This is a genomic window from Trichocoleus sp. Lan (assembly GCF_039961855.1).
In the GTDB taxonomy this organism is placed as follows: Bacteria; Cyanobacteriota; Cyanobacteriia; order Cyanobacteriales; family FACHB-T130; genus FACHB-T130.
Window position 1 is genome coordinate 1 of record NZ_JAMPKA010000038.1, and the last position, 20,045, is coordinate 20,045.

Annotated in this window: 17 protein-coding genes; 13 read left to right on the forward strand and 4 right to left on the reverse strand. The window is 47.8% G+C overall.

The window, feature by feature from the left end; genetic code table 11:
- Window positions 1-365: 365 nt before the first annotated feature.
- The 3 genes from NDA03_RS24450 to NDA03_RS24460 all read left to right on the forward strand — a co-directional run bounded on the left by NDA03_RS24450 (window position 366) and on the right by NDA03_RS24460 (window position 4,173).
- Window positions 366-2,669 carry a ribonuclease R family protein gene (locus tag NDA03_RS24450; protein ID WP_348239415.1) on the forward strand — a complete coding sequence of 768 codons (2,304 nt, stop codon included), beginning with the start codon at window positions 366-368 and terminating at the stop codon, window positions 2,667-2,669.
- Window positions 2,670-2,748: 79 nt separating this feature from the next.
- Complete coding sequence (locus NDA03_RS24455; protein ID WP_190410662.1) at window positions 2,749-3,357, forward strand: flavin prenyltransferase UbiX; 609 nt, start codon at window positions 2,749-2,751, stop codon at window positions 3,355-3,357.
- Window positions 3,358-3,435: 78 nt separating this feature from the next.
- Window positions 3,436-4,173, forward strand: a complete 738-nt coding sequence (locus NDA03_RS24460) for a LapA family protein (protein WP_348239416.1) — start codon at window positions 3,436-3,438, stop codon at window positions 4,171-4,173.
- Between the two features lie 129 nt (window positions 4,174-4,302).
- On the opposite strand, the gene NDA03_RS24465 is transcribed toward NDA03_RS24460, so the two are convergent.
- Complete coding sequence (locus NDA03_RS24465) at window positions 4,303-4,494, reverse strand: hypothetical protein (RefSeq protein WP_190410913.1); 192 nt, start codon at window positions 4,492-4,494, stop codon at window positions 4,303-4,305.
- A gap of 381 nt (window positions 4,495-4,875) precedes the next feature.
- Between NDA03_RS24465 and NDA03_RS24470 the strand changes: the two genes are divergently transcribed.
- On the forward strand, window positions 4,876-6,384 hold the full coding sequence (locus NDA03_RS24470) for an NB-ARC domain-containing protein (RefSeq protein ID WP_348239417.1): 1,509 nt from the start codon (window positions 4,876-4,878) through the stop codon (window positions 6,382-6,384).
- A gap of 46 nt (window positions 6,385-6,430) precedes the next feature.
- Here NDA03_RS24470 and NDA03_RS24475 read toward each other — a convergent pair whose 3' ends face one another.
- Window positions 6,431-6,658, reverse strand: a complete 228-nt coding sequence (locus tag NDA03_RS24475) for a hypothetical protein (RefSeq protein ID WP_190410665.1) — start codon at window positions 6,656-6,658, stop codon at window positions 6,431-6,433.
- Between the two features lie 270 nt (window positions 6,659-6,928).
- Here NDA03_RS24475 and NDA03_RS24480 point away from each other — a divergent pair, with 270 nt between their 5' ends.
- The 3 genes from NDA03_RS24480 to argB all read left to right on the forward strand — a co-directional run bounded on the left by NDA03_RS24480 (window position 6,929) and on the right by argB (window position 10,012).
- Complete coding sequence (locus NDA03_RS24480) at window positions 6,929-8,380, forward strand: NB-ARC domain-containing protein (RefSeq protein WP_348239418.1); 1,452 nt, start codon at window positions 6,929-6,931, stop codon at window positions 8,378-8,380.
- Window positions 8,381-8,453: 73 nt separating this feature from the next.
- Window positions 8,454-9,029, forward strand: coding sequence for a shikimate kinase (locus tag NDA03_RS24485; RefSeq protein ID WP_348239419.1), 576 nt, complete (start codon window positions 8,454-8,456; stop codon window positions 9,027-9,029).
- A gap of 89 nt (window positions 9,030-9,118) precedes the next feature.
- The gene (gene argB, locus NDA03_RS24490) at window positions 9,119-10,012 is read left to right on the forward strand and encodes an acetylglutamate kinase (RefSeq protein WP_190410667.1); all 894 of its coding nucleotides are present in this window, start codon (window positions 9,119-9,121) and stop codon (window positions 10,010-10,012) included.
- A 24-nt stretch (window positions 10,013-10,036) separates the two neighbouring features.
- On the opposite strand, the gene NDA03_RS24495 is transcribed toward argB, so the two are convergent.
- Window positions 10,037-10,597 carry a hypothetical protein gene (locus tag NDA03_RS24495; protein ID WP_348239420.1) on the reverse strand — a complete coding sequence of 187 codons (561 nt, stop codon included), beginning with the start codon at window positions 10,595-10,597 and terminating at the stop codon, window positions 10,037-10,039.
- A gap of 333 nt (window positions 10,598-10,930) precedes the next feature.
- Here NDA03_RS24495 and NDA03_RS24500 point away from each other — a divergent pair, with 333 nt between their 5' ends.
- The 3 genes from NDA03_RS24500 (at window position 10,931) to NDA03_RS24510 (ending at window position 13,938) form a co-directional block, all read left to right on the forward strand.
- Entirely contained in the window at window positions 10,931-11,455 is a 525-nt protein-coding gene (locus tag NDA03_RS24500) for a tetratricopeptide repeat protein (protein WP_190410669.1), read from the forward strand.
- A 291-nt stretch (window positions 11,456-11,746) separates the two neighbouring features.
- Window positions 11,747-13,054 carry a TldD/PmbA family protein gene (locus NDA03_RS24505; protein WP_348239437.1) on the forward strand — a complete coding sequence of 436 codons (1,308 nt, stop codon included), beginning with the start codon at window positions 11,747-11,749 and terminating at the stop codon, window positions 13,052-13,054.
- A gap of 56 nt (window positions 13,055-13,110) precedes the next feature.
- Complete coding sequence (locus NDA03_RS24510) at window positions 13,111-13,938, forward strand: DUF3153 domain-containing protein (RefSeq protein WP_348239421.1); 828 nt, start codon at window positions 13,111-13,113, stop codon at window positions 13,936-13,938.
- A 51-nt stretch (window positions 13,939-13,989) separates the two neighbouring features.
- On the opposite strand, the gene NDA03_RS24515 is transcribed toward NDA03_RS24510, so the two are convergent.
- On the reverse strand, window positions 13,990-15,357 hold the full coding sequence (locus NDA03_RS24515) for a mechanosensitive ion channel family protein (RefSeq protein ID WP_190535398.1): 1,368 nt from the start codon (window positions 15,355-15,357) through the stop codon (window positions 13,990-13,992).
- A 308-nt stretch (window positions 15,358-15,665) separates the two neighbouring features.
- On the opposite strand from NDA03_RS24515, the gene NDA03_RS24520 reads away from it, so the two are divergent.
- The 3 genes from NDA03_RS24520 to NDA03_RS24530 all read left to right on the forward strand — a co-directional run bounded on the left by NDA03_RS24520 (window position 15,666) and on the right by NDA03_RS24530 (window position 20,033).
- Complete coding sequence (locus NDA03_RS24520; RefSeq protein WP_348239422.1) at window positions 15,666-16,358, forward strand: hypothetical protein; 693 nt, start codon at window positions 15,666-15,668, stop codon at window positions 16,356-16,358.
- A gap of 92 nt (window positions 16,359-16,450) precedes the next feature.
- On the forward strand, window positions 16,451-17,338 hold the full coding sequence (locus tag NDA03_RS24525; RefSeq protein ID WP_348239423.1) for an ADP-ribosylglycohydrolase family protein: 888 nt from the start codon (window positions 16,451-16,453) through the stop codon (window positions 17,336-17,338).
- A gap of 241 nt (window positions 17,339-17,579) precedes the next feature.
- Window positions 17,580-20,033, forward strand: coding sequence for an HD family phosphohydrolase (locus NDA03_RS24530; RefSeq protein ID WP_348239424.1), 2,454 nt, complete (start codon window positions 17,580-17,582; stop codon window positions 20,031-20,033).
- Window positions 20,034-20,045: the final 12 nt, after the last annotated feature.

Here is a 20,045-nt window from a genome sequence, read left to right on the forward strand (position 1 = left end):
CGTTCTTCGTTGCTGAGCGTGACTGTATATTTTTCTGGCATCGGAAGTTTTGGGTTTTAGCCAGTTTCCCCGATCCCTGTTTATCTGTCAAAACTATCGTGGTTAACTACTAGGTAGCAGCGAGGCATTTGTTAAAAACGCGGCGAATTTGGCGCTGCCACATCAGGGTAAAAATACCCATGCTTTCTAAGCATGGCGTCAGGATAACAAGGAGAAAAATCGCTTTCAATCGTCAGCGGTCAACAGTCAGTAGTCGGCAAGAAGAAAGAAGCAACTGTTGTAGAGATAAGGTTAGCTCGTCTCTATCAGCTGACAAATGTAGACAAACAGAATTGTTTTTATGGTGGAGGCAAACTCATAGCTGCATGGAATTTTCAATCGCTACACTACTTTCTAATTTCACAGATGACAAATTAGTCGCTCCTAAGGTTCTGGAAAAAAAACTGCGTTGCCAGGATGAAGAGAGCTTAACTAAACTACAAATTGCCTTGGATGCCTTAGAAAAAATTGGCATTTTGGTCAAAGATCGCGGTAAGTATCGGCGCGTCCAAGAAGAAGATGTCGTCGAAGCCAAACTGCGCTGTTCGAGTAAAGGATTTTGCTTTGCCATTCAGGAGGTAGAAGGAGCGGAGGATATTTACGTCCGAGAAAGCCATCTGAGTACCGCTTGGAATGGCGATCGCGTTCTCGTCAAAGTCACCAAAGAAGGAAACCGCAAACGCTCTCCAGAAGGGGAAGTACGGCTGATTCTAGAACGAGCCAATCCCTCGGTCTTAGCACGAGTCAAGCAAGTCGAAACCGGCTTTAGAGCCGTCCCTCTAGACGATCGGCTGCTATTTGAACTGAATCTGCATCCGAACGGTCAAAACTTGGCGGAAGCCGTCGATTACCTGGTTCACGTCGAAGTTTTACGCTATCCCCTGGCATCGCAGCCGCCGATTGGCAAAGTCGCTCGCATTCTCGGCAGTAATGCAGAAGCCGCCGCAGACACCGATATTGTCTGTTGCAAGCACGACTTACCTCGCAACTTTCCATCTGAGGTGCTTAGAGCCGCAGAGGAATTGCCCAAACAGCCGAGTCAAAAAGATTTCAAGCACCGGCTGGATTTGCGGAATTTGTTAACGCTTGCCTTTATTCCTGAGCCTTCAGGAGCGGGAAGTGAGAACGAAACCGCTCAGCACGTCACAGAAAACGCTCTGACTCTTAACAAAACACAAGCTGGACTGTGGCAGTTGGGCGTCCACATCACGGATGTTGCTCACTACATTGAGCCACAAGAAGCGCTGGATCGGGAAGCTCGCAAGCGGGGAAACACCGTCTATCTCGGAGACATGGTGCTGCCAATGCTGCCGGATGCTGTTGCCAGTCGCTGCTCCTTGGTACCGGGCGAAGCTCGCTTAGCAATTTCGGTACTGTTAACTCTCGATTCCGCCACCGGACAAATGGTGGAGTATGAGATTCAACCCACGGTGATTCAAGTAGATCGCCAACTCAGTTACGACGAAGCGACAGCAATTTTAGAGCGTCATCAAGATGCCGAAGCGCCAGTGTTTGAAATGCTCAGTCAGTTGTTTTACGAGCTGAGTCCGGCAGTGAAAGCACAGCGCCTAGGGAGGGGAGGATTTGAACTGAATCTGCCCGGTACTCAATTGCCCTACAACGATGAAGGCATCCTAGGAGCGATTGTATTTTCGGGAGGAGTGCGTTCTCTAGTCGTAGAGTTGATGCTCCTGGCAAATCAAGCGATCGCTACCCATTTGCAAGCACTCTTTCTGCCTGCAACGTATCGCATTCAGCCTTCTCCAGACCCGGAGGATGTGCAGGAATTGATGAAGTTGGCGAGTAATCTGGGCATGGAACTGCGCCTAGAGCAGGAAGAAGCGGTGACATCACGGGATTATCAACGTTTCACTCAAATGTTCGCTCAATCCCAGTCAGAGCGAGTCTTGATGTATCTGTTGCAGTCCACCCTGAGACCCTGTGGTTACAGTACAGCTCCAGGCTCTCACTTTGGTTTGGCTTTAGGGATAGGCGAGGACGAAAGCCCCTACACCCACTGTCTCTCACCGCTGCGACGCTACGCAGATTTACTGATGTCACGGGTATTGCTTGCTGTATTTGACAAAGGACGCGATCGCCGAACCACTCGCGCCAAAGAAAGCGTGAATCTGCGTCATAGTTCCGCCCACGGCAATATCAACTGGAATGTCTTGCCACCAGACGTGCAAGAAGATTTAGAAAGCCAGCTACAGGGTATCGTTGTGCATCTCAATGAGCGTGAAAAGCTGACTTCAGACGCACAAGCGGATCTGGAAGGACTCAAAAAAGCCGAGCTAATGAAGGAACGCACGGGAGAAGTCTTCCAGGGGTTAATTACCGGCGTCCAGTCTTACGGGTTCTTTGTGGAAATTGAAGACTTGCTGGTGGAAGGACTGGTACACGTCAGCTCTCTTAAAGATGACTGGTACGAGTTTCGCTCCCGTCATGCTTGCCTGGTAGGACGGAAAAGCCGCGTTTCTTATCGTCTAGGCGATCGCGTGGAAGTCCAAGTTAAGAGCGTTGATTACTATCGTCAGCAAATTGACTTGGTCATTGTCGGCGGCGGTAGCGAAGCCAGCAATGAGGATATAGAAGCAGATCCTTCTGCCGATCCTGAATTGGATGAATAGCTAATCGTTAATGGCTCATGGTGTGTTCAAGAACCATGAGCCATTAACCGTTTAGCTAATTACCCATTACCTACTACTAATGACCAAACCCCTTATCCTCGGCATCACGGGTGCCTCTGGCTTAATTTATGCCGTACGTGCCTTAAAATTTCTGCTCCAAGCTGAGTACAGCGTTGAACTGGTTGCCTCCAAATCTACTTACATGGTTTGGCAGGCAGAGCAAACTATCCGGATGCCTGTAGAAGCAGTGGCACAGGAACTATTTTGGCGACAGCAAGCTGGAGTCGAAACGCAGGGTAAACTTTACTGCCATCCTTGGGGCGATGTGGGAGCCAATATTGCCAGTGGTTCCTTCCGCACCCTAGGGATGGTGATTATGCCGTGTAGTATGAGTACCGTGGCGAAACTGGCAGCTGGCTTAAGTTCCGACCTTTTGGAGCGAGCAGCAGATGTCCAACTCAAGGAAGGGCGGAAACTGGTTCTTGTGCCCCGCGAAACGCCCTTTAGCTTGATTCACCTGCGTAACCTGACGGCTTTGGCAGAAGCAGGTGCCCGAATTGTCCCAGCAATTCCTGCTTGGTATCACAATCCCCAAACAATTGAAGACTTAGTAGACTTTGTGGTGGCGCGTGCCTTAGATCAGCTAGATATTGACTGTATCCCGATTAACCGATGGGAAGGAAAATGAAAAATTAAAAATGTAAAATTGAAAATACAAGAAGAAATTCTGCATTTTTAAGCTTTAATTTTTAATTTTTAATAGATTATGCCTGCGATTCGGATTTTACTGCTGATGTTGGTGCTAGGGTCCGTAGCACTACTTGCTTTACAAAATTTGTCGCCGGTGCTAGCGCTGGTATTTTTGGGTGCTAAGACGCAAGTGCTACCTGTAGGGGTTTGGATTTTGGCAGCGATCGCAACGGGTGCCCTGGCTGGCAGTTTCTTGCAATTGTTGAGCTATCTGCAACGGCGTCCCTTACAAGCACGCATCCGCAAACTAGAAGCCACAGAACCCCCTCGTTCCAACCAGTCGCGGCGTGAAACGGCCCAATCTACCTATACCACTCAACAAACCTCTACCACTCAACAAACCAGTTACACCCCTCCCCCTCCGCCAGAGCCAACGAATACCGATGCGGATGGAGATGACTGGGAAGAGGAGGTTGCGGAGGATGATGATTGGGGGGATGAATTGGAGGAACCACGCGATCGCACTCCAAGCCGACAACCGTTTGCAAAAGAATCTGTAGAAGAACGTACAACTTACGAGCGTCAGCAAGAACCGAAAAGCGCCTCTCGATCGGGTTCCGTCTATTCTTACAGCTACCGGGAACCGCGCAATTCTGGGGTGGGAAAAACTGAAGCCGTTTATGATGCCAGTTATCGGGTAATTACCCCGCCCTATCAGGAACCTGAACCTGTACGGAAAACCAATCCGGATGAGGACGACTGGGGATTTGAAGACGAGGACGACGAGTTTGACACTGATTGGAAGAACCGATAAGCCTAGAGGGTGAATTTTTTTTGCGAGGGTTTCCCTCAACCCCTCTCCGGGGAAGCATTCACACGCTTTATTATTTTGACTCCTGAATGCTCAAGTCATTAACCCCAAGAATTAACTCTAAACTACTGCTTATAACCGCATCAGTTCGCGCGATTGCTGCTTAACAAGACCTGTCATTGCGGCTTTCTGCAAGGTCATGAAGGCATTAAAATCCTCATTGTCATACTTTTTTCTTAATAACTGTCGTAGTTGATCTTCAGCTTCAACGGTTAAATATCCAATAGTCAGTGCTTGTTCGACAAGTTCGCGGATGAGCATCATAATTTTTCACCAACTCAATCAATACCAGGAGAAACCATTAGGTTTTGAAATAGGGAATTCACGTCAGTTAATTTACGGATGCCTTTTCTGAGGCAGGGCAATATAATTGAGCCGCCGGGTAGGGTAATGCCGTAAAAACCTAGGAAAACCATCGCTCCACCTCTTTTCTCCCTCTCAAAAACTGTGAAATTTTAATGAACTTTAGATGAAAGTTAGATAAAGTCTTCCTAAAATTTAAGGATAGCCAAAATATTAAAGAAACTTCATCTAACAATCGTTATTAAATTCGTTAGAACTTCATCCTAACTTCGTTAGGATTTCATAATTAATCCGTTAGAATCAGGCGTTGACAGCCTTTATTGGGGTTAGCAACGCGAGACAATGGTATCAACTGTTGAGCGGCAGGACGACGAGTTTACAGAAGCAGCAAATAATTGGCATTTGGAGAAGCTTTATATAGATTTAGCATCTGCCAAAGGAAGGAGTCTGACACCCGTTGAGAAGAAATTCTTAAGAGGATTGTTGTGTGGCTATAGTCCAGCAGAAATAGCAGACACTGTCTACAAAAGTCGCACTAGCAGTGCCGTTAGAGTTTACTTATCGAATGGGCTGTACAAATACATTCAAGAACTCCTGATTCGCCAGACGGGTGACGTTATAAAAATCAAGAACTGGAGCCGCGTCACCAACTTGCTCTCAAAAGCTGGATATAAAATAGATTCCGCTAACGTATCCGAACACGGTCAAGCTGAGACATCTGCCATCGGGACAGCGATCGCTTCCCAGGATTGGGAAGAAGTGATTGATGTAGCAGCTTACTACGGTTGCGAGGAAGAACTGGCAACCTTAGAGCAGTGGATTGTCCACGACAGCTGCCGCTTAGTGGCATTGTTGGGGATAGGGGGAATCGGGAAAACTGCTCTTGCTGTAAAGCTAGCAGAACAGATTCAGCAAGATTTTGAGTTTGTCATTTGGCGATCGCTACGTCATGCTCCATCAGTTCAAGATTTGGTGGCAAACTTAGTTCAATTTCTGTCGCAGGGACAGGAAATCATCGGTGACGCAACCGCAGACGAGGGAATTTCCCTACTGATGGCTTATCTGCGATCGCACCGCTGTCTGATCGTCCTCGATCGAGCTGAGGAAGTTTTATCTCCTATCCAACACGCTGGATACTATCGTCCCGAATATGAGGGATATGGGGAACTGTTCCGACGTCTGGGAGAAGAACGCCATCCTAGCTGTCTGGTTCTCACCAGTCGGGAGAAACCGAAAGAAATTGCATCCTTAGAAGGGGAAAACTTACCCATTCGTTCCTTAGAACTGAGGGGGTTGTCAGCATCCGATGGACAAGAGTTACTGCAACTCAAAGGTTTAGTTGGCTCAGCTGAAGAATGTAGAGTCCTGATCAACCGCTATGCCGGGAATCCGTTAGTCCTGAAAATTGTGGCAACGACGATTCAAGATGTCTTTGACGGGAACATCACCGACTTTTTAGCAGAAGGGTTGGTTGTCTTTGGGGATATCCGAGATCTATTAGATCGGCAGTTCAATCGCCTCTCGGACTTAGAAAAAAAAGTAATGTACTGGCTGGCAATTCGTCACAAGTTAATTCCTATACGTTCCTTGCGAGACGAGGTGGTGCCGGGAGTATCGAAACGGCAGCAGCTAGAAGCAATGGAATCTTTGCGACGGCGATCGCTGATTGAAAAAACCTCGAATAATTTCACCTTGCCACCTGTTGTCAGGGCGTATCTCGCTGACAAATTAGTTGAGCAGATTTGTGAAGAAATGACGACTAAAGATGTGGCTCTTTTATTAAGCTTGGGGCTAATTAACGCTCCATCTGGGAGATACGAAACCAACCGTCGTCTAACATTACCGGGTTAACAAAGGGCTGGAAAGGACGATTTTTCGCCAATGCTTGGCTTAGCCGCTAGCATCTCCCACAGGAAAGTCGCTGAGAAAGGGCGAGTTCGCGGGACTCTTGCCTTACTTGACCCAGCATTGCAGCTTGCTGCAACTGCATAAAAGCGTTGAAGTCTTCTAATCCATACTTAGTTGTTAAAAGTCTCCGCAGCTGTTCTTCGGCTGCAACAGTTAAGTAGCCTGTACTCAAAGCGTGTTGGACGACTTCGCGGATATTGCTGAGGTTATTTTTCATGGTAGAACACCCAACTTTGATGATCCTAAGTGAGATTACCGTGCTTCACAATTTAACCTTATTAGGCAACCGTAACATTACTGAAATTGAAACAAAGCAATTATAGGGTAATTTCAAAGTAATTTAAAGCCAAGTTGGTTGCTCAAGTTAATAGTTTGCAGGATTTTGTTGACACAAAGCTCCAAATTTTGTCAGAAATACGCAAAAAGGTCTATCGGTATCTATATGGCTGGTGGATTTGACCTCAGAAGAGATAACAGTAACGTTTTTTTGTCCGCAAGCTTAAAGAAAAAGCTACACGAAGAATTCAACAGAAAGTACAAGCCTGAAGGCAAGCGTGCCTTAATGCAAGAATTTTTGAGTGCGTGGCGGAAACAACTCAATACACTTGAACCCTCCCGCCAAGCTTTACAAGCAATTTTGAACTCGGAGAGCCGCCAAACCTGCGAGTATCGGATTGCCAATGGCTTATGTCATCTGTTATTGAACTGTTCCTATGATGAATGGAGCGAGTTTTCTCAGAATGCTCCCGACAATTCTCAGAGCGTGCTATCCTGTCCAATCGGGGAAGAGGTCGGTTCTCAAGACTCCTTATCTACCACTCCTGGTATAAGATGCTGGGAGGAAAATCAAACCGTCAACGCCCCAACCGAAGCGCCACTAGATCGGGGCAAAAAACGCCAGTGGGGCTTGTTTATCCCTAATCCGCGATGTCGGATGGTGTGGGGGCGAGAAAGCTTCATTCAAGAAGTATTGAACCGCTTGGACGATCCCACAGAACTCTCTATTTTTTCCCTCAGCGGCAGTCCAGGGTATGGCAAATCTGAAGCTGCCAGCCAAATTGCGAAAGAAGCACTCGACAGAAATCTGTTCGCGGATGTGGTGTGGGTGACAGCGAGGCAAAGCGAGTGGGTGGATGGTTACATCAGCCAGGAAAAGCAGTTTGAGGCGCTGACGTGGAAGAAATTTTTAAATGAAATCGCGCATCAACTGGATTGTCCCCCTGAGCGAGTTCACCAGCGTTTGAGAGCAGAGAAATTGCTTGTCGTCTTGGATAATGCGGAGACCGCACAAGTTGAAGATATTCTGGCGAACCTTATCAAAATGCTCAACCCCAGTCGGGCACTGATTACCAGCCGACACCGAACTAAACCTCCCTATGTAAGATTAATTGAAATCCCAGGACTCGAAGCAAGATGGTCGTCTAAATTGTTGGAGGATGAGGCAAAATACAACAACATTTCGGTAATCAAGCAGGCAAGCAACGAACAGCTTTATCAAATGCATCAATTGTCTTGCGGCGCACCCTTAGCACTGCATTTCCTGGCTGGGCGAGTATTCCACGATCAAGCACTTGAGCCAATCTTGTCGGAATTAAAGCTTGCCAGCCGACAAGTTGAGACCTTCTACCGCTTCTGTCTGGAGGCAGCGTGGCAGCGAATCAATGTGGCAGCAAAAAGTGTACTGCGTTATATGGGCGGGGTAGATGTAACGGTTAGCAGAGCCGAGTTGTCTCAAGTTGGGGAATTGTTGGATTCAGAGTTGGATGCGGCACTGGCGGATCTAAGACGATGGTATTTGATTGAAGACGTACAAGATGAGCTAGGCAATCCCCGCTACGATCTGCATCCTTGGGTAAGAAGCAGCGTGCGCGGAGGATTGGTAGAAAAGTGGCAATCGTCGCTGGAAGACTTGGATAAAGATAGCTACTTGGAAATTTGATATGTAGGAAAAAGAGTTAATTTCTTCTGTTGATGGTTACACTAGGACAGCGATCGCTCTGGCAATTGTAAATATGGAAAAAAGCAATCAGAACCTGCGCGACCGACTCAAGGGCATCAATGTCTATCTGATTGGCATGATGGGTGCTGGGAAGACAAGCGTAGGACGCTTATTGGCACAGCATCTGGATTATCGCTTTTTCGATACCGACGCTGTAATTGAGCAAGTTGCCAAAAAATCGATTAATGAGATTTTTGCCAGTGACGGCGAAGAAAGCTTTCGGAAGCTGGAAAGCCAAGTGCTGTCCGAATTGTCGGCTTATACGAAGTTAGCGATCGCTACTGGCGGCGGTATTATCCTGAAGCGAGAAAATTGGAGCTATCTCCAGCACGGTCTCGTCGTATGGCTGGATGTCCCTGTGGAACTTTTAGTCGCCCGTTTGCAAAACGATACCACCCGACCTCTGTTAAAAAACGCTGACATCGCGACCGAATTCCCAAAGCGGTTTGAGCAACGAAAACCGCTGTACGCCCAAGCCGACCTGCACATCACCGTTGGCGAGGGGCAAACTCCCGAACAAATTGCGACGCAAGTAATTGAAGCAATTCCCGCAGTTCTTAAGCCAAAGCCAGACAATAACGGTCAGTAAAACTGGAAACAGCCGCCTCTAATCGTGCCGCAGACGCCAGTATGCACTAAACTTCTAGAAAACGATTACTGGCATCATCCTGCTAAGCAATGCTTAACGATAGCGAATACCTCAAGAAAGCTGAAGCGACTCGCGTTCGAGTGCTAAGCGAAGCACTACCCTACATCCAGCAATTTGCCGGTCGCACCGTTGTCGTTAAATACGGCGGCGCGGCGATGAAAGACGCTTCGCTCAAAGATAAGGTAATGCGCGACATTGTATTCTTATCCTGTGTAGGCTTGCGTCCCGTCGTGGTACATGGCGGTGGTCCAGAAATAAACTCTTGGCTGGGCAAACTGGGAATCGAACCCCAATTTAAAAATGGCCTGCGCGTGACCGATGCCGCCACAATGGAGGTGGTGGAAATGGTTTTAGTGGGTCGGGTCAATAAAGAAATTGTCTCCTTAATTAACCGTGCTGGCGGTTCCGCTGTTGGACTTTGCGGCACAGACGGCAACTTGATCAAAGCCCGTCCAGAAGGGGTAGAGGGCATTGGTTTTGTGGGAGAAGTGAACAGTATTGATATCAAGCTTTTGCAGTCGCTGGTCAGTAGCGGATATATCCCTGTAGTGTCTAGCGTGGCAACCGATGACAGTGGACAAGCCTATAACATCAATGCGGATACCGTAGCTGGGGAACTTGCGGCAGCTTTGGGGGCAGAAAAGTTGATTTTGCTCACAGATACAGCAGGGATCTTGCAGGATTACAAAGATCCCTCCACTCTGATTGCCAAAGTGGATATCGCCGAAGCGAGGCGTCTAATTGAGAAGGGTATCGTGGGCGGTGGGATGATTCCCAAGGTGAAATGTTGCGTGCGATCGCTTGCCCAAGGCGTTCGGGCTACTCATATTATTGACGGTCGTATTCCCCACGCACTGCTATTAGAAATTTTCACCGACGCCGGTATCGGCTCGATGATTATCGCCTCTGAGTTTATGACTTAGGGTTTATGACTTAGGCGTGCGCGATTAACGAATAATAATCTGCCTGGGTTGGTTGAAGCGTCTGCGATTGCCTCGTGGATTCACAATCACTGGATTAATCAGGATAGAATCCCGAATCTGGGGATTAATTAAGGTGGGGTTGATCAGTGTCGAGTTGTTGACTCTCCTGTGCGATCCTACCGGGTAGCCGGGATAACTCGGATAGGAGTTGGGATAACCCTGATAGTAGTCGGGATAACTCGGATAGGAGTTGGGATAACCCTGGTAATAGTCGGGATAACTCGGATAAGGGTTTGGATTGACTCGATAGTAATTACTCGATCCGCGATCGCTCATCCCCGTCGTTGGGTTTATCGGAATCGGACTGGGAATCGGACTGCCATAAACAAAGCTACCCGACGACGGCTGGGGAACTCCATGCTGGGGAAATCCATAAGTAGGCACGCCTTGCTGAATGATTAATTGTGCCTTGGCTGGGGAAATCGCCCCTGTTAGTACCGTAATGCCCAGCGTCAAGGGTGCTAAGCCGGTAGCAAGGCAAAACCGATGAAAACAATGCAACGGCAGAGGTAGGGTTTTGAGCATGGTTTTACATCCTAATCTTTTGGATGGTGCTAAGTATGAAAGTTTAAATGACTTCTTAAGATAAACCCTGGCAAGGCGAGGAAAATTCCCCTCGTTGATTCACCTGAACGGGTGATGTTGAAACAACGAAACAGAAACCACCCGTTACAGACGATAAATCTTCCGAGCTGGCAGCTTGCAATTTTTGTCTTTGGATGCTCTGGAAAACCCTGGCAAAGGCAATTGATTTTAGCCGTCTTGATTACAGGATAATCTGCTTCGCTAAAATTTAAAGAGGCTATCGGTGATGACGTACAAAGCACAAAAAAGTTCTCTTTAAATTCAATTGGCACAGTGAATTCAGAAACCCAGGAAATTATTAGAACCGAGTACCAGACTGGCACAGCAGCATTTGAGCGAGGAAATTACCGCCAGTCAGTGCAGCATTTAGAGAAGGCAAGTAGCTTGGTGACTCGAAACTCCCGATTGGGAGGAGAAATCTTGATTTGGCTGGTGACGGCTTACGAAGCAGCAGGACAAACAACAGAAGCGATCGCCCTCTGCAAACAGCTGCGACATCATCCCGATCCACAAACTAGCAAGCAAAGCCGTCGCCTACTCTACATTATGGAAGCCCCGCAACTCAGCAGGCGTCCAGAATGGTTGACAGAGATTCCCGATCTCACAACTCTCGCTGACAGCGAACCGGAATTTCGCCGGGGGAGCAATCTTCAGGGTGCTACGAAAACTCCTCAAAAGCGTCCAGAACCGGAACCCATCGATCTCAGCCAAGTAAATACCAAGGACAATTTGTTTATTTGGGTTGCCTTGGTTGCCATTGGTTTGACACTCGGTGGATTAGCTTGGTTTAATTTTTGAACGCTAATTTTATCTGTGATTGGGTTCTTGTTTGGCTTCCCGCAAACCTTTTTTTATGCCCAATATGGCGTGACTGGATGGGCTTTCCTAGGTTGGGAAAATTCATCTAATCGCAAATCCAGCTTCTGTTTGAGTTGTTGAGGAGATTTTTCTCCAATTAAAAGTCGTAGAACAATTAGCAGCAGTCGGTAAACTTCCTGTCTGTCTTTACAGCGGTATTTAGGGCAGTAGTGCGACGAGTCCCTCTGGTAGCTTTAAGATGGTATGGGTGAAGCGGGAGAACCTGAGATGGTGACTGATGCGACGCTGGAGCAGATTCTGAAATTGGCGAAGGGACGAACCGACTCCGCTGAGGTTTACTATCTATCAAGCCAAGACACACCAGTTGAGTTTGAAAACAATCGCTTAAAATCCCTGCAAACCAAAGCACTGCAAGGAGTCGCGCTGCGGGTGCTACACGAGGGGAGGCTGGGTTTTGCCAGTTCCACAGACTTGACGCGGCTGGAAGATTTGGTGGATGCTGCCGTACAAACTTCAGAAATTGGCGACAAGGCTGAGTTTGAATTTGCGGCGGGCGTACAGGTGACGGAACCCGAAAAAAAATACACGCCACCAGCAACTCAGGAATTAGTGGAAGTAGGCGATCGCTTAATTTCTCAAATCCACGACTACAACTCCGATATTCTGGTAGATGTGGGGTTCCACGTCCGGACAAATAATGTAAAAATTGCAACCAGTGCGGATGTCTACGCCTCGCGCACCAGCCAGGTTGTTAGTGCCAGCCTTTCGGGGAATTTGGTACGGGGTGAAGATTTTCTCCAGGTTTATAGCTCCGATATTGCCCGTGAAGGCGTCCCAGATTTTAATCGCCTTCTAGAAGATTTGTTACGAAAATACGCTCTAGCAGAGCAGCCAGCGACCATTCAGAGCGGATCTTTCCCCGTTCTGTTTAATCCTAGAGCCGCCGCTAGTGCCATCGGACGCTTATTTAAGACGGTTCTCTCCGGTCAAAGTATCGTCCAAAAAGCCTCTCCTCTGGTCGGTAAACTGGGTGAAACCCTCTTTGACGAACGCTTAAATTTATTTGAAGACCCCAGAATCGGGCCATCTGCCTGTGCTTTTGACGATGAAGGCACGCCCACCCGTCGCAAAGTGTTTGTTGAGAAAGGCACAGTGAAAGAATTTTACTGGGATCGGCGCTGGGCAGCCAGGGCTGGCTGTGAGTCAACAGGAAACGGCTTTCGGGGTGGTTTGTCGCGTCCCAGCCCAGAGTTAGTAAATCTCTGCTTTGCGCCTGGGAAGACATCGACAGCGGATTTAATTGCCAGCATGGATGAGGGGGTGATTGTGGATCAGGTTCTCGGTGCTGGACAGTCGAATCAAATGGCGGGAGAGTTTTCTGTCAATCTGGATTTAGGCTACAAGGTAGAAAAAGGTCAGATTGTCGGTCGAGTCAAGAATACGATGGTGGCTGGTAGTATTTTTGAGGCGTTTAAAAATTTGGTGGATTTGGGCGATAAGCCGGAATGGGTAGGCGGGGGTAGTTTCTTGCCGAGTTTGTTGTTCCAGCAGTTGGGTGTAGCGGCGCGGCAAGGGTAACGAACGACTTCCGGCACGAGAGAAGGCAACCAGAGAAGTAAGGAGGAGAGAAAGGCGTGAAGTTAGCTGTGTTGAGTCAGAGTGCGAGGGGTGCTTTCGGTAAAGTATTGCCGAAAATGCGGGTTCTTTGGGCGATGCTGTTAGCGGTCGTATTGCTGTCGGGCTGCGTTCAGTATGATGCTGGGGTGAGGTTCGAGAATCCGAACCGTGGCGAGATTGTCCAGCATATCAAGTTGGGCGAACAACTGACGGCATTGAGCAGCGAGCAGGCACAGGAATGGTTAGATAGCCTTCAGCATCGGGCGCGACAATTGCAAGGGAAAACGAAGCGCATCTCAAACCAGGAAGTTGTGGTGACAATTCCGTTTGCTAGCGGTGCGGAACTGGAGGAGAAGTTTAACCAGTTTTTTAATCCCCCGGCAAAGAAAGGTTCTCAGGCGACGACAGATACAGATTTACCAAAGATTAATTCCCACCTGAGTCTGAGACAGGGGAATTTCCTGTTCTGGATACGGAATCGCTTAAGCTACGATTTGGATTTGCGATCGCTCGGCGTTCTTTCTACTAACGGTAACGTTATCGTTAGTCCCGGTTCGCTGTTCGATTTGGACTTTAGCTTGAGAACCCCTTGGGGGGCGCGGAGTGTTGAGAAGGCGGAGAATGCACTCAACCCAGTTATCTCAGAGAAAGGCCATCTGTTAGTTTGGACGCTCAAACCCGGTGAGGTGAACCATCTTGAGGCGGTATTCTGGCTTCCCAGTCCCCTCGGTATTGGTACCCTGATGATTATCTTGTTAGTAGTGGCAGGGTTTTATTTGAAATACAACCGAGGCAAGGGAAGCGGTGTCAGTTCTGCACCCCCATCGGTGCCACAGGTGCCGTAAAAAAGCGATCGCGCTTTATTCGGAGCTAACAGACTGGGAGCCTAGAACAGCTTACTTGCCGTTCGGAAGCCGCTTCTGGGAATCCCAGTCCGTGGGGTAGACATCAGCCTCAGTCTGCGATTTGCGTACTAACAATGTATAAATTTCGGTGGGTATTTCAATCTCCGCTTTGTGCAAGGCTTCTTTAATCGCCTCATTTGCTTTAGAAGTGGTTTCTAAAAACTCCAAACGCCGAGAATTCACCCAAAAGCGGATTTCCAAATTCACCTTGCCAGAATCCAGTTCCCGGACAAGGACTTCTGGCACTGGTTTTGGCTGCACGCCTTTGACTTTAAGAACGGCATCAGTAATCACTTGTTTAGCAGTAGAGATATTGGCACCATAGGCAATGCCAACCGTAACCGAACTGCGGCGGTGCTTGAAAGCTGTGTTATTAATAATGCTAGCAAGGAAAACTTCTTGATTTGGGATATACACCTTCCGCCCATCATAGGTATTTAGAGTAGTTGCCCGCAGTTGAATTTGGGTAACGGTTCCCTCAAATTCCTTGATCGTCACTTGATCGCCTAACCGAAAAGGTCGGGCGGCAAGTAAAATCATTCCGGAAATGTAGTTACTGAAAACCTCTTTGAGGGCGAAACCAATCGCGACACTGGTAAGTCCCAATGCCCCCAGCAAAGCCCCAATGTCAAGCCCCAAGACGCCTAGAGCGATGACAGAGCCAATAACCCAAACTCCACCGTATCCCACTCGCCCCATCAGAATTTCAGTGCTGCGATCGCCTTCTGTCTCTTTCTGCGCCCATTTTAAAGCAATGTAACGCACGCCTCTAGCACCTACCCAGGTGATGCCAACGACGACCAATGCCCCTAAAATTAAGGGCAAGCTGCTGATGGCGTCCCGTACCAGATCGCGCACGGTAAGATAAAGTCGCTGTCCAACATCAATGGCTAGGGGCGGTTTTTTGAAAGCTTGATTTAATTGATTCGCCCATTTCTCGCCAAGCACCTCTACAGACACCCCAAAGTCGCGGGCGTCCTGTTGAGTTACTGACATTAAGACTCGGTTATTGAGTTGTAAGGTGGCTATCTTCCGTGGATTGTCTGGTTTAACGGTGACTTGCCCCAAAGCCTCTGATTGCAGCAGTATACTGGCAATCCGCCGATTGATAATTTGCGATCGCTCTTGAGCGCTGATTCCCGATAAACTACCTACTTGAAAAACTGGGCGTCCTCTGACAACAACATCAGCAAAATATTGTTCTTCAGTTGAAATCCTTACGGGTGTGGATTTTGGCGAGGTAGCCTCCTGGGCAAGTCCAGATGGAATGGTAATGAAGAAAATGCTGGTAATGACAATTAAAATCTGGAGTCGCTGTGAGCCTTGCTGCCCAGTGCAACGATGAAAAAGAATTTTCATATCCATTCCGAAGGACGACCAAATTTAGCATAATTCGCGCATTTGGCATCTGAATTCTTACTATAGATAGGGAATCTTACTCTAAGTTTCAGTTGTTGCATTTCTCTTCCCCATACTTGACTTGTTTTCCGTCTATAAAATTTGATGAGCGATCGCTTGGTGTTCGTTATTCATTTTTTTATCTATCTTTAGGCGGATGAAAATACTTGATAATTAAAACTCTTTATTTTTAGTAAACTGCAACACTAAATAGTCTTACTCGCTCTGCTACTCTGTTGAAACAAAAATTATTGCAATGGAGAAGCGCAGTGCAAACTTCAACAAAATCCTATCTTCCAGAAGAGCTATGTAAGGCTCCAGATTATCATTTAGCTGAGAATTACCCAAAAGATTTACCAGAAGTTGAAATAGGTTCTACTAAATCTAAATACTTAGACTCCCTAGCACCTATTAGTGCTGTGCAAGTTTTTGAAGACATACCAGGTATAAAAAAATCTACTTTCTCATTTGATACAGAGACAGAGACTTCCTTTGAAGTTTGGACTATCCTACCCAACAGGGTATTACTTCCCGAAGATTTAGAGTTTCTCAAGCAAGACAAGCATCGGGTAGAATTAATCGCGAAACAACTGGTTGAAATTGGTAATTCTTGGCTGAATTCACGAATTTTTGACAAAAAAATAAAAGTTCAAAGCTGGGAAGATATTCTAAGTATTTTGGACAAATATGAATATGCTTATGATTTAATCGATATTGTTGAAGTTCCTTATAAAATTAGTAAAACAAATTTACAAAACGAATCTAGTGAAAAAGCTAAATATTGGAGTGTTTCTCCGCCGATTTGGAATATTTCCCTGAAGAAAACTCGCAGTTTTAATGGATGTTATATCGTCGATGACTACAATTCATCTTATAATTTCTCGATAGAAGTTTGGATAGGCATTCCTTTTTTGAAAAATATCCAAACGGGAGAAGTCATTACAAGGGAAAATTTTCAGTGAAGATGCGATTCTACTGGGGAGACGGTAGACTATAGCACGGCAGATGTTGAGAGAACGCTGTCTAAGTCGCGATCGCCTCTACGATAGAAATCATGCGCTACTCTCTGTTAAGTCGGTTTCGCGGCACCTTGTTGGGCGCTGCATTCGGGGATTTCACCCCTTTGGGCAAAAAACAGTCTCAGCAGCCTACTAGCTGGGGCAAAATGGCGGTTTGGGGTGCAGAAAGCTTAATTGAGCAGGGTAAATTTGATTTCGCAGATTGGCGTCACCTCACGGAAAAATTTGTGGAGATAGACGCGAACAGTGCTAACGCGCCTACGCCAGGAGCGATTATTGCCACACTGCCGATTGTGCTGTTCTCCCATGAATATAAAGCCAAACTGCGGCAAAATTTAGAACAAGTTGTCAGCATCTGGCAAGATGAGCCAGAGTTAAGAGATGGGGCGTTAGCAGTGGGATACGCGATCGCTCAATGCCTTCGAGAAAAACTCAATCGGGCTACTTTGATTCCCAAAACCCTTGCCTTCTTAGGAGATTCCCAGACGCCTCTGGTGCAACAATTAGAGCAAGTCCAAATTTTATTAGCAGAAAATGCGGGCTTAGAAATAGCGATCGCTCAACTATGTCGGAATGCCCAGCCCCAGAGTACCCCCATCGCTCTGGGTTTTTACTGCTTCCTCAGTACTCTAGAAGATTTTCGCCTGAGTGTCGCCCGTGCTGCCCGTAGCGGCTACCAACCCCCGATTACCTGCGCGATCGCGGGTGCTTTATCGGGAGCGTATAACAGTACAGTGGGCATTCCTATGGGATGGCGGCTATCTTGGAATCAACCTAAGTGGGGAATCGCCTCAGATGCTCAGTTGTTTCAACTAGCAGACAATCTCCTTGCTGTTTGGTCTGGTGTTTATGATGCCTCAACAGCAAAGCAAGTCCAGCAAATAAGCGCCGTAGCAGCGCCCCATGTAATTCAACGGCGTTAATTTTTTTTAATACCAGCGATCGCTACTCCATGCAAGCTAAGCTGGTCAAAGAAAATTAAATTTAATCGGATAAATCCCCCAAGGGGGATAGGCAATTTGGGCAGTGTTTTGTAAGGTAGGATGAAGCCAACAAAGGGGTGCCATTAAGGGTAAAGATTGCTGTAAGGTGCCTTTTATGAATGCCAATCTACTTTTCGCTACCATCACTCCTGTCGCCTAAAACGACAGCCATACTATAAACATGAAGACGCTTCAGTCATTGACGCACCAGCTTGATCAATGGCGGCGGACGTACCAGCCCCTTCGCAGTCTTTTACCATCCCGACTTTTTGATTCGCCTGCCGCTATACCAGGGCAAGGTCTAGGATTAGGTCTTGGCGCTACTCTCCAAAACCGCAGAAACCGTCCTCGGATTGTTTGGCTGCTGGCAGTGGTGTCCCTCACCGGAACAATGGGGCAGCGCTACTACAATGCGCCAAAGCTCGCCGTCGGCAAGATAGCACCGCAGACGATTCGGGCAACCTTTGACGCTAATGTCGTAGATACTTTCACCACAGAAGAAAAACGGAAGGCAGCCCGCACAGGTGCCGTGCCCGTCTTGACGATCCAGCAAGACGTAACCGAACAAGTTTACGATGATTTGGAGCGATCGCTTCGTACCGCCGACGACCTCCGACAACTAGCCGGTTCTTTTCCAATGGTTCCGACTGCCATATTGTCTGCTGCCACTCAGATTGACCTCCGCAAGTGCGCGGAGTGGGAGTGGCGCTCTATATTGGCCGCGGTGGACACTGACATGAAAGTGAATCAACCCCAGTCAGGGTTATTGCCAGATGCCAACGGTCAATCGAATATTTCCGCAACACCTGCTGTCGCCGAACTCCAAGCTTACCATCAGGCCGCAAGTCCTCAAGATTTTTTAGCCCTAATAAGCACGATTAACCAAGCCCGCGCGCAATACGCCAAAGCTGTCGCCGCCTTCTCAGATGGCAATCCAGAAAGGCGCTACGATGCCTCCCTGCTTGACTTGTCAAATGAAGCTTGGCAGCAAACAAAAACCGGCATCCCCCAGGTTGCCGAACGGATGCTCACCCAAGGGATTCCCCCAGGCTTGCCTAACAGTATCTTACAGCAAGCGTTGAGAGTGCAAATGAATTTGCTCGTTCCCCCGGAAGCTGAGCCGGTGGCAACCCAAATGTTGCTCTGGGGACTGCGCCCCAACTTAATAGAAGATCCAGAACAAACGAAACAACTGGCAGAACAGGCAGCAAAAGCGGTGGCACTGCAAACGATCGCAGTTCGGCAGGATGAGGTGATTGTCCGCGCCGGTGAAACCATCTCCCAGGCAGATTTTGTGCTGTTAGAGTATTTTCAATTAAGCCGCCGGAGCCTTAGCTGGTCTGGATTGATTGGTTTTGGAATTCTGGTCACGGGTGGCGTGTGTACGTTCTGGCGGGTGGAACAGCGATTTTATCCCCAAATCCGGCAACGAGATCACTTGCTGATATTGCTGCTGACTTTGAGTACGCCAGTGCTAGTGAGTTTGGGTATTCGCTATACGAATTTGCCAGCAGTTGGTTTATTGGTGGGCAGTTTCTACGGTTCTGCGTTGGGTGTCACCGTTGTGGGACTGCTGGGTGGCGTGTTATCGGTTAGCCTGCCCATTACTTGGGATTGTTTGGTGGCGGGTGCTGCGGGTGGAATTATGATGAGCTTACTGGCAGGGAAAATGCGATCGCGCGAAGAACTCGCTTTCCTTGGCGTTGGCGTCGGATTAACTCAAGGCACTGTCTACCTGATTGTAAATCTGATTCTCGGTGCCGCAACAGGTTCAATTTGGTACACCGTACTCCAAGAAGCTGCCTTATGCGGTTTTTCCGGTTTAGCGTGGAGTATTGTGGCGCTGGGTCTGAGTCCCTATCTAGAACACGTCTTTGACTTGGTGACACCGATTCGTCTGGCGGAACTCGCGAACCCCAACCGTCCCTTGTTGAAACGTTTAGCCGCTCAAGCGCCCGGAACTTTTCAACATACGCTGTTCGTTTCCACCCTGGCAGAAGCCGCAGCGCGGGAACTGGGCTGCAATGTAGAACTTGTTCGGGCTGGTACTTTATACCACGATATTGGGAAAATGCACGATCCATTAGGATTTATTGAAAATCAGATGGGCGGTCCCAACAAGCATGATGAAATTAATGACCCCTGGAAGAGTGCTGAGATTATTAAAAAGCACGTAACTGAAGGCATGGTGATGGCGCGGCGATGCCGGTTGCCCAAAGCAATTCAGGGGTTTATCCCGGAACATCAGGGAACAATGTTGATTGCCTATTTTTATCACCAAGCGCAGCAGATAGCCGAGAAAGACCCCACTAAAATTGTGAGGGAAGAAGATTTCCGCTATGATGGCCCGATTCCCCAGTCGCGAGAAACGGGGATAATGATGTTGGCAGATTCCTGTGAGGCAGCATTGCGATCGCTTAAAGATGCAACTCCAGAACAAGCCCTCTCTATGATTAACAAAATTCTCCGCGCCCGTTGGCAAGACAGCCAGTTAGCTGAGTCTGGGTTAACGCGAGAAGAACTATCCCGCATTGCGGAAGTTTTCGTCCAAGTCTGGCAACAATATAATCACCAACGCATTGCTTATCCCAAATTTACGGTTAGCTCAGACAAAGGATGTAAAGCATCCGTTTAATAGAAGAGGATT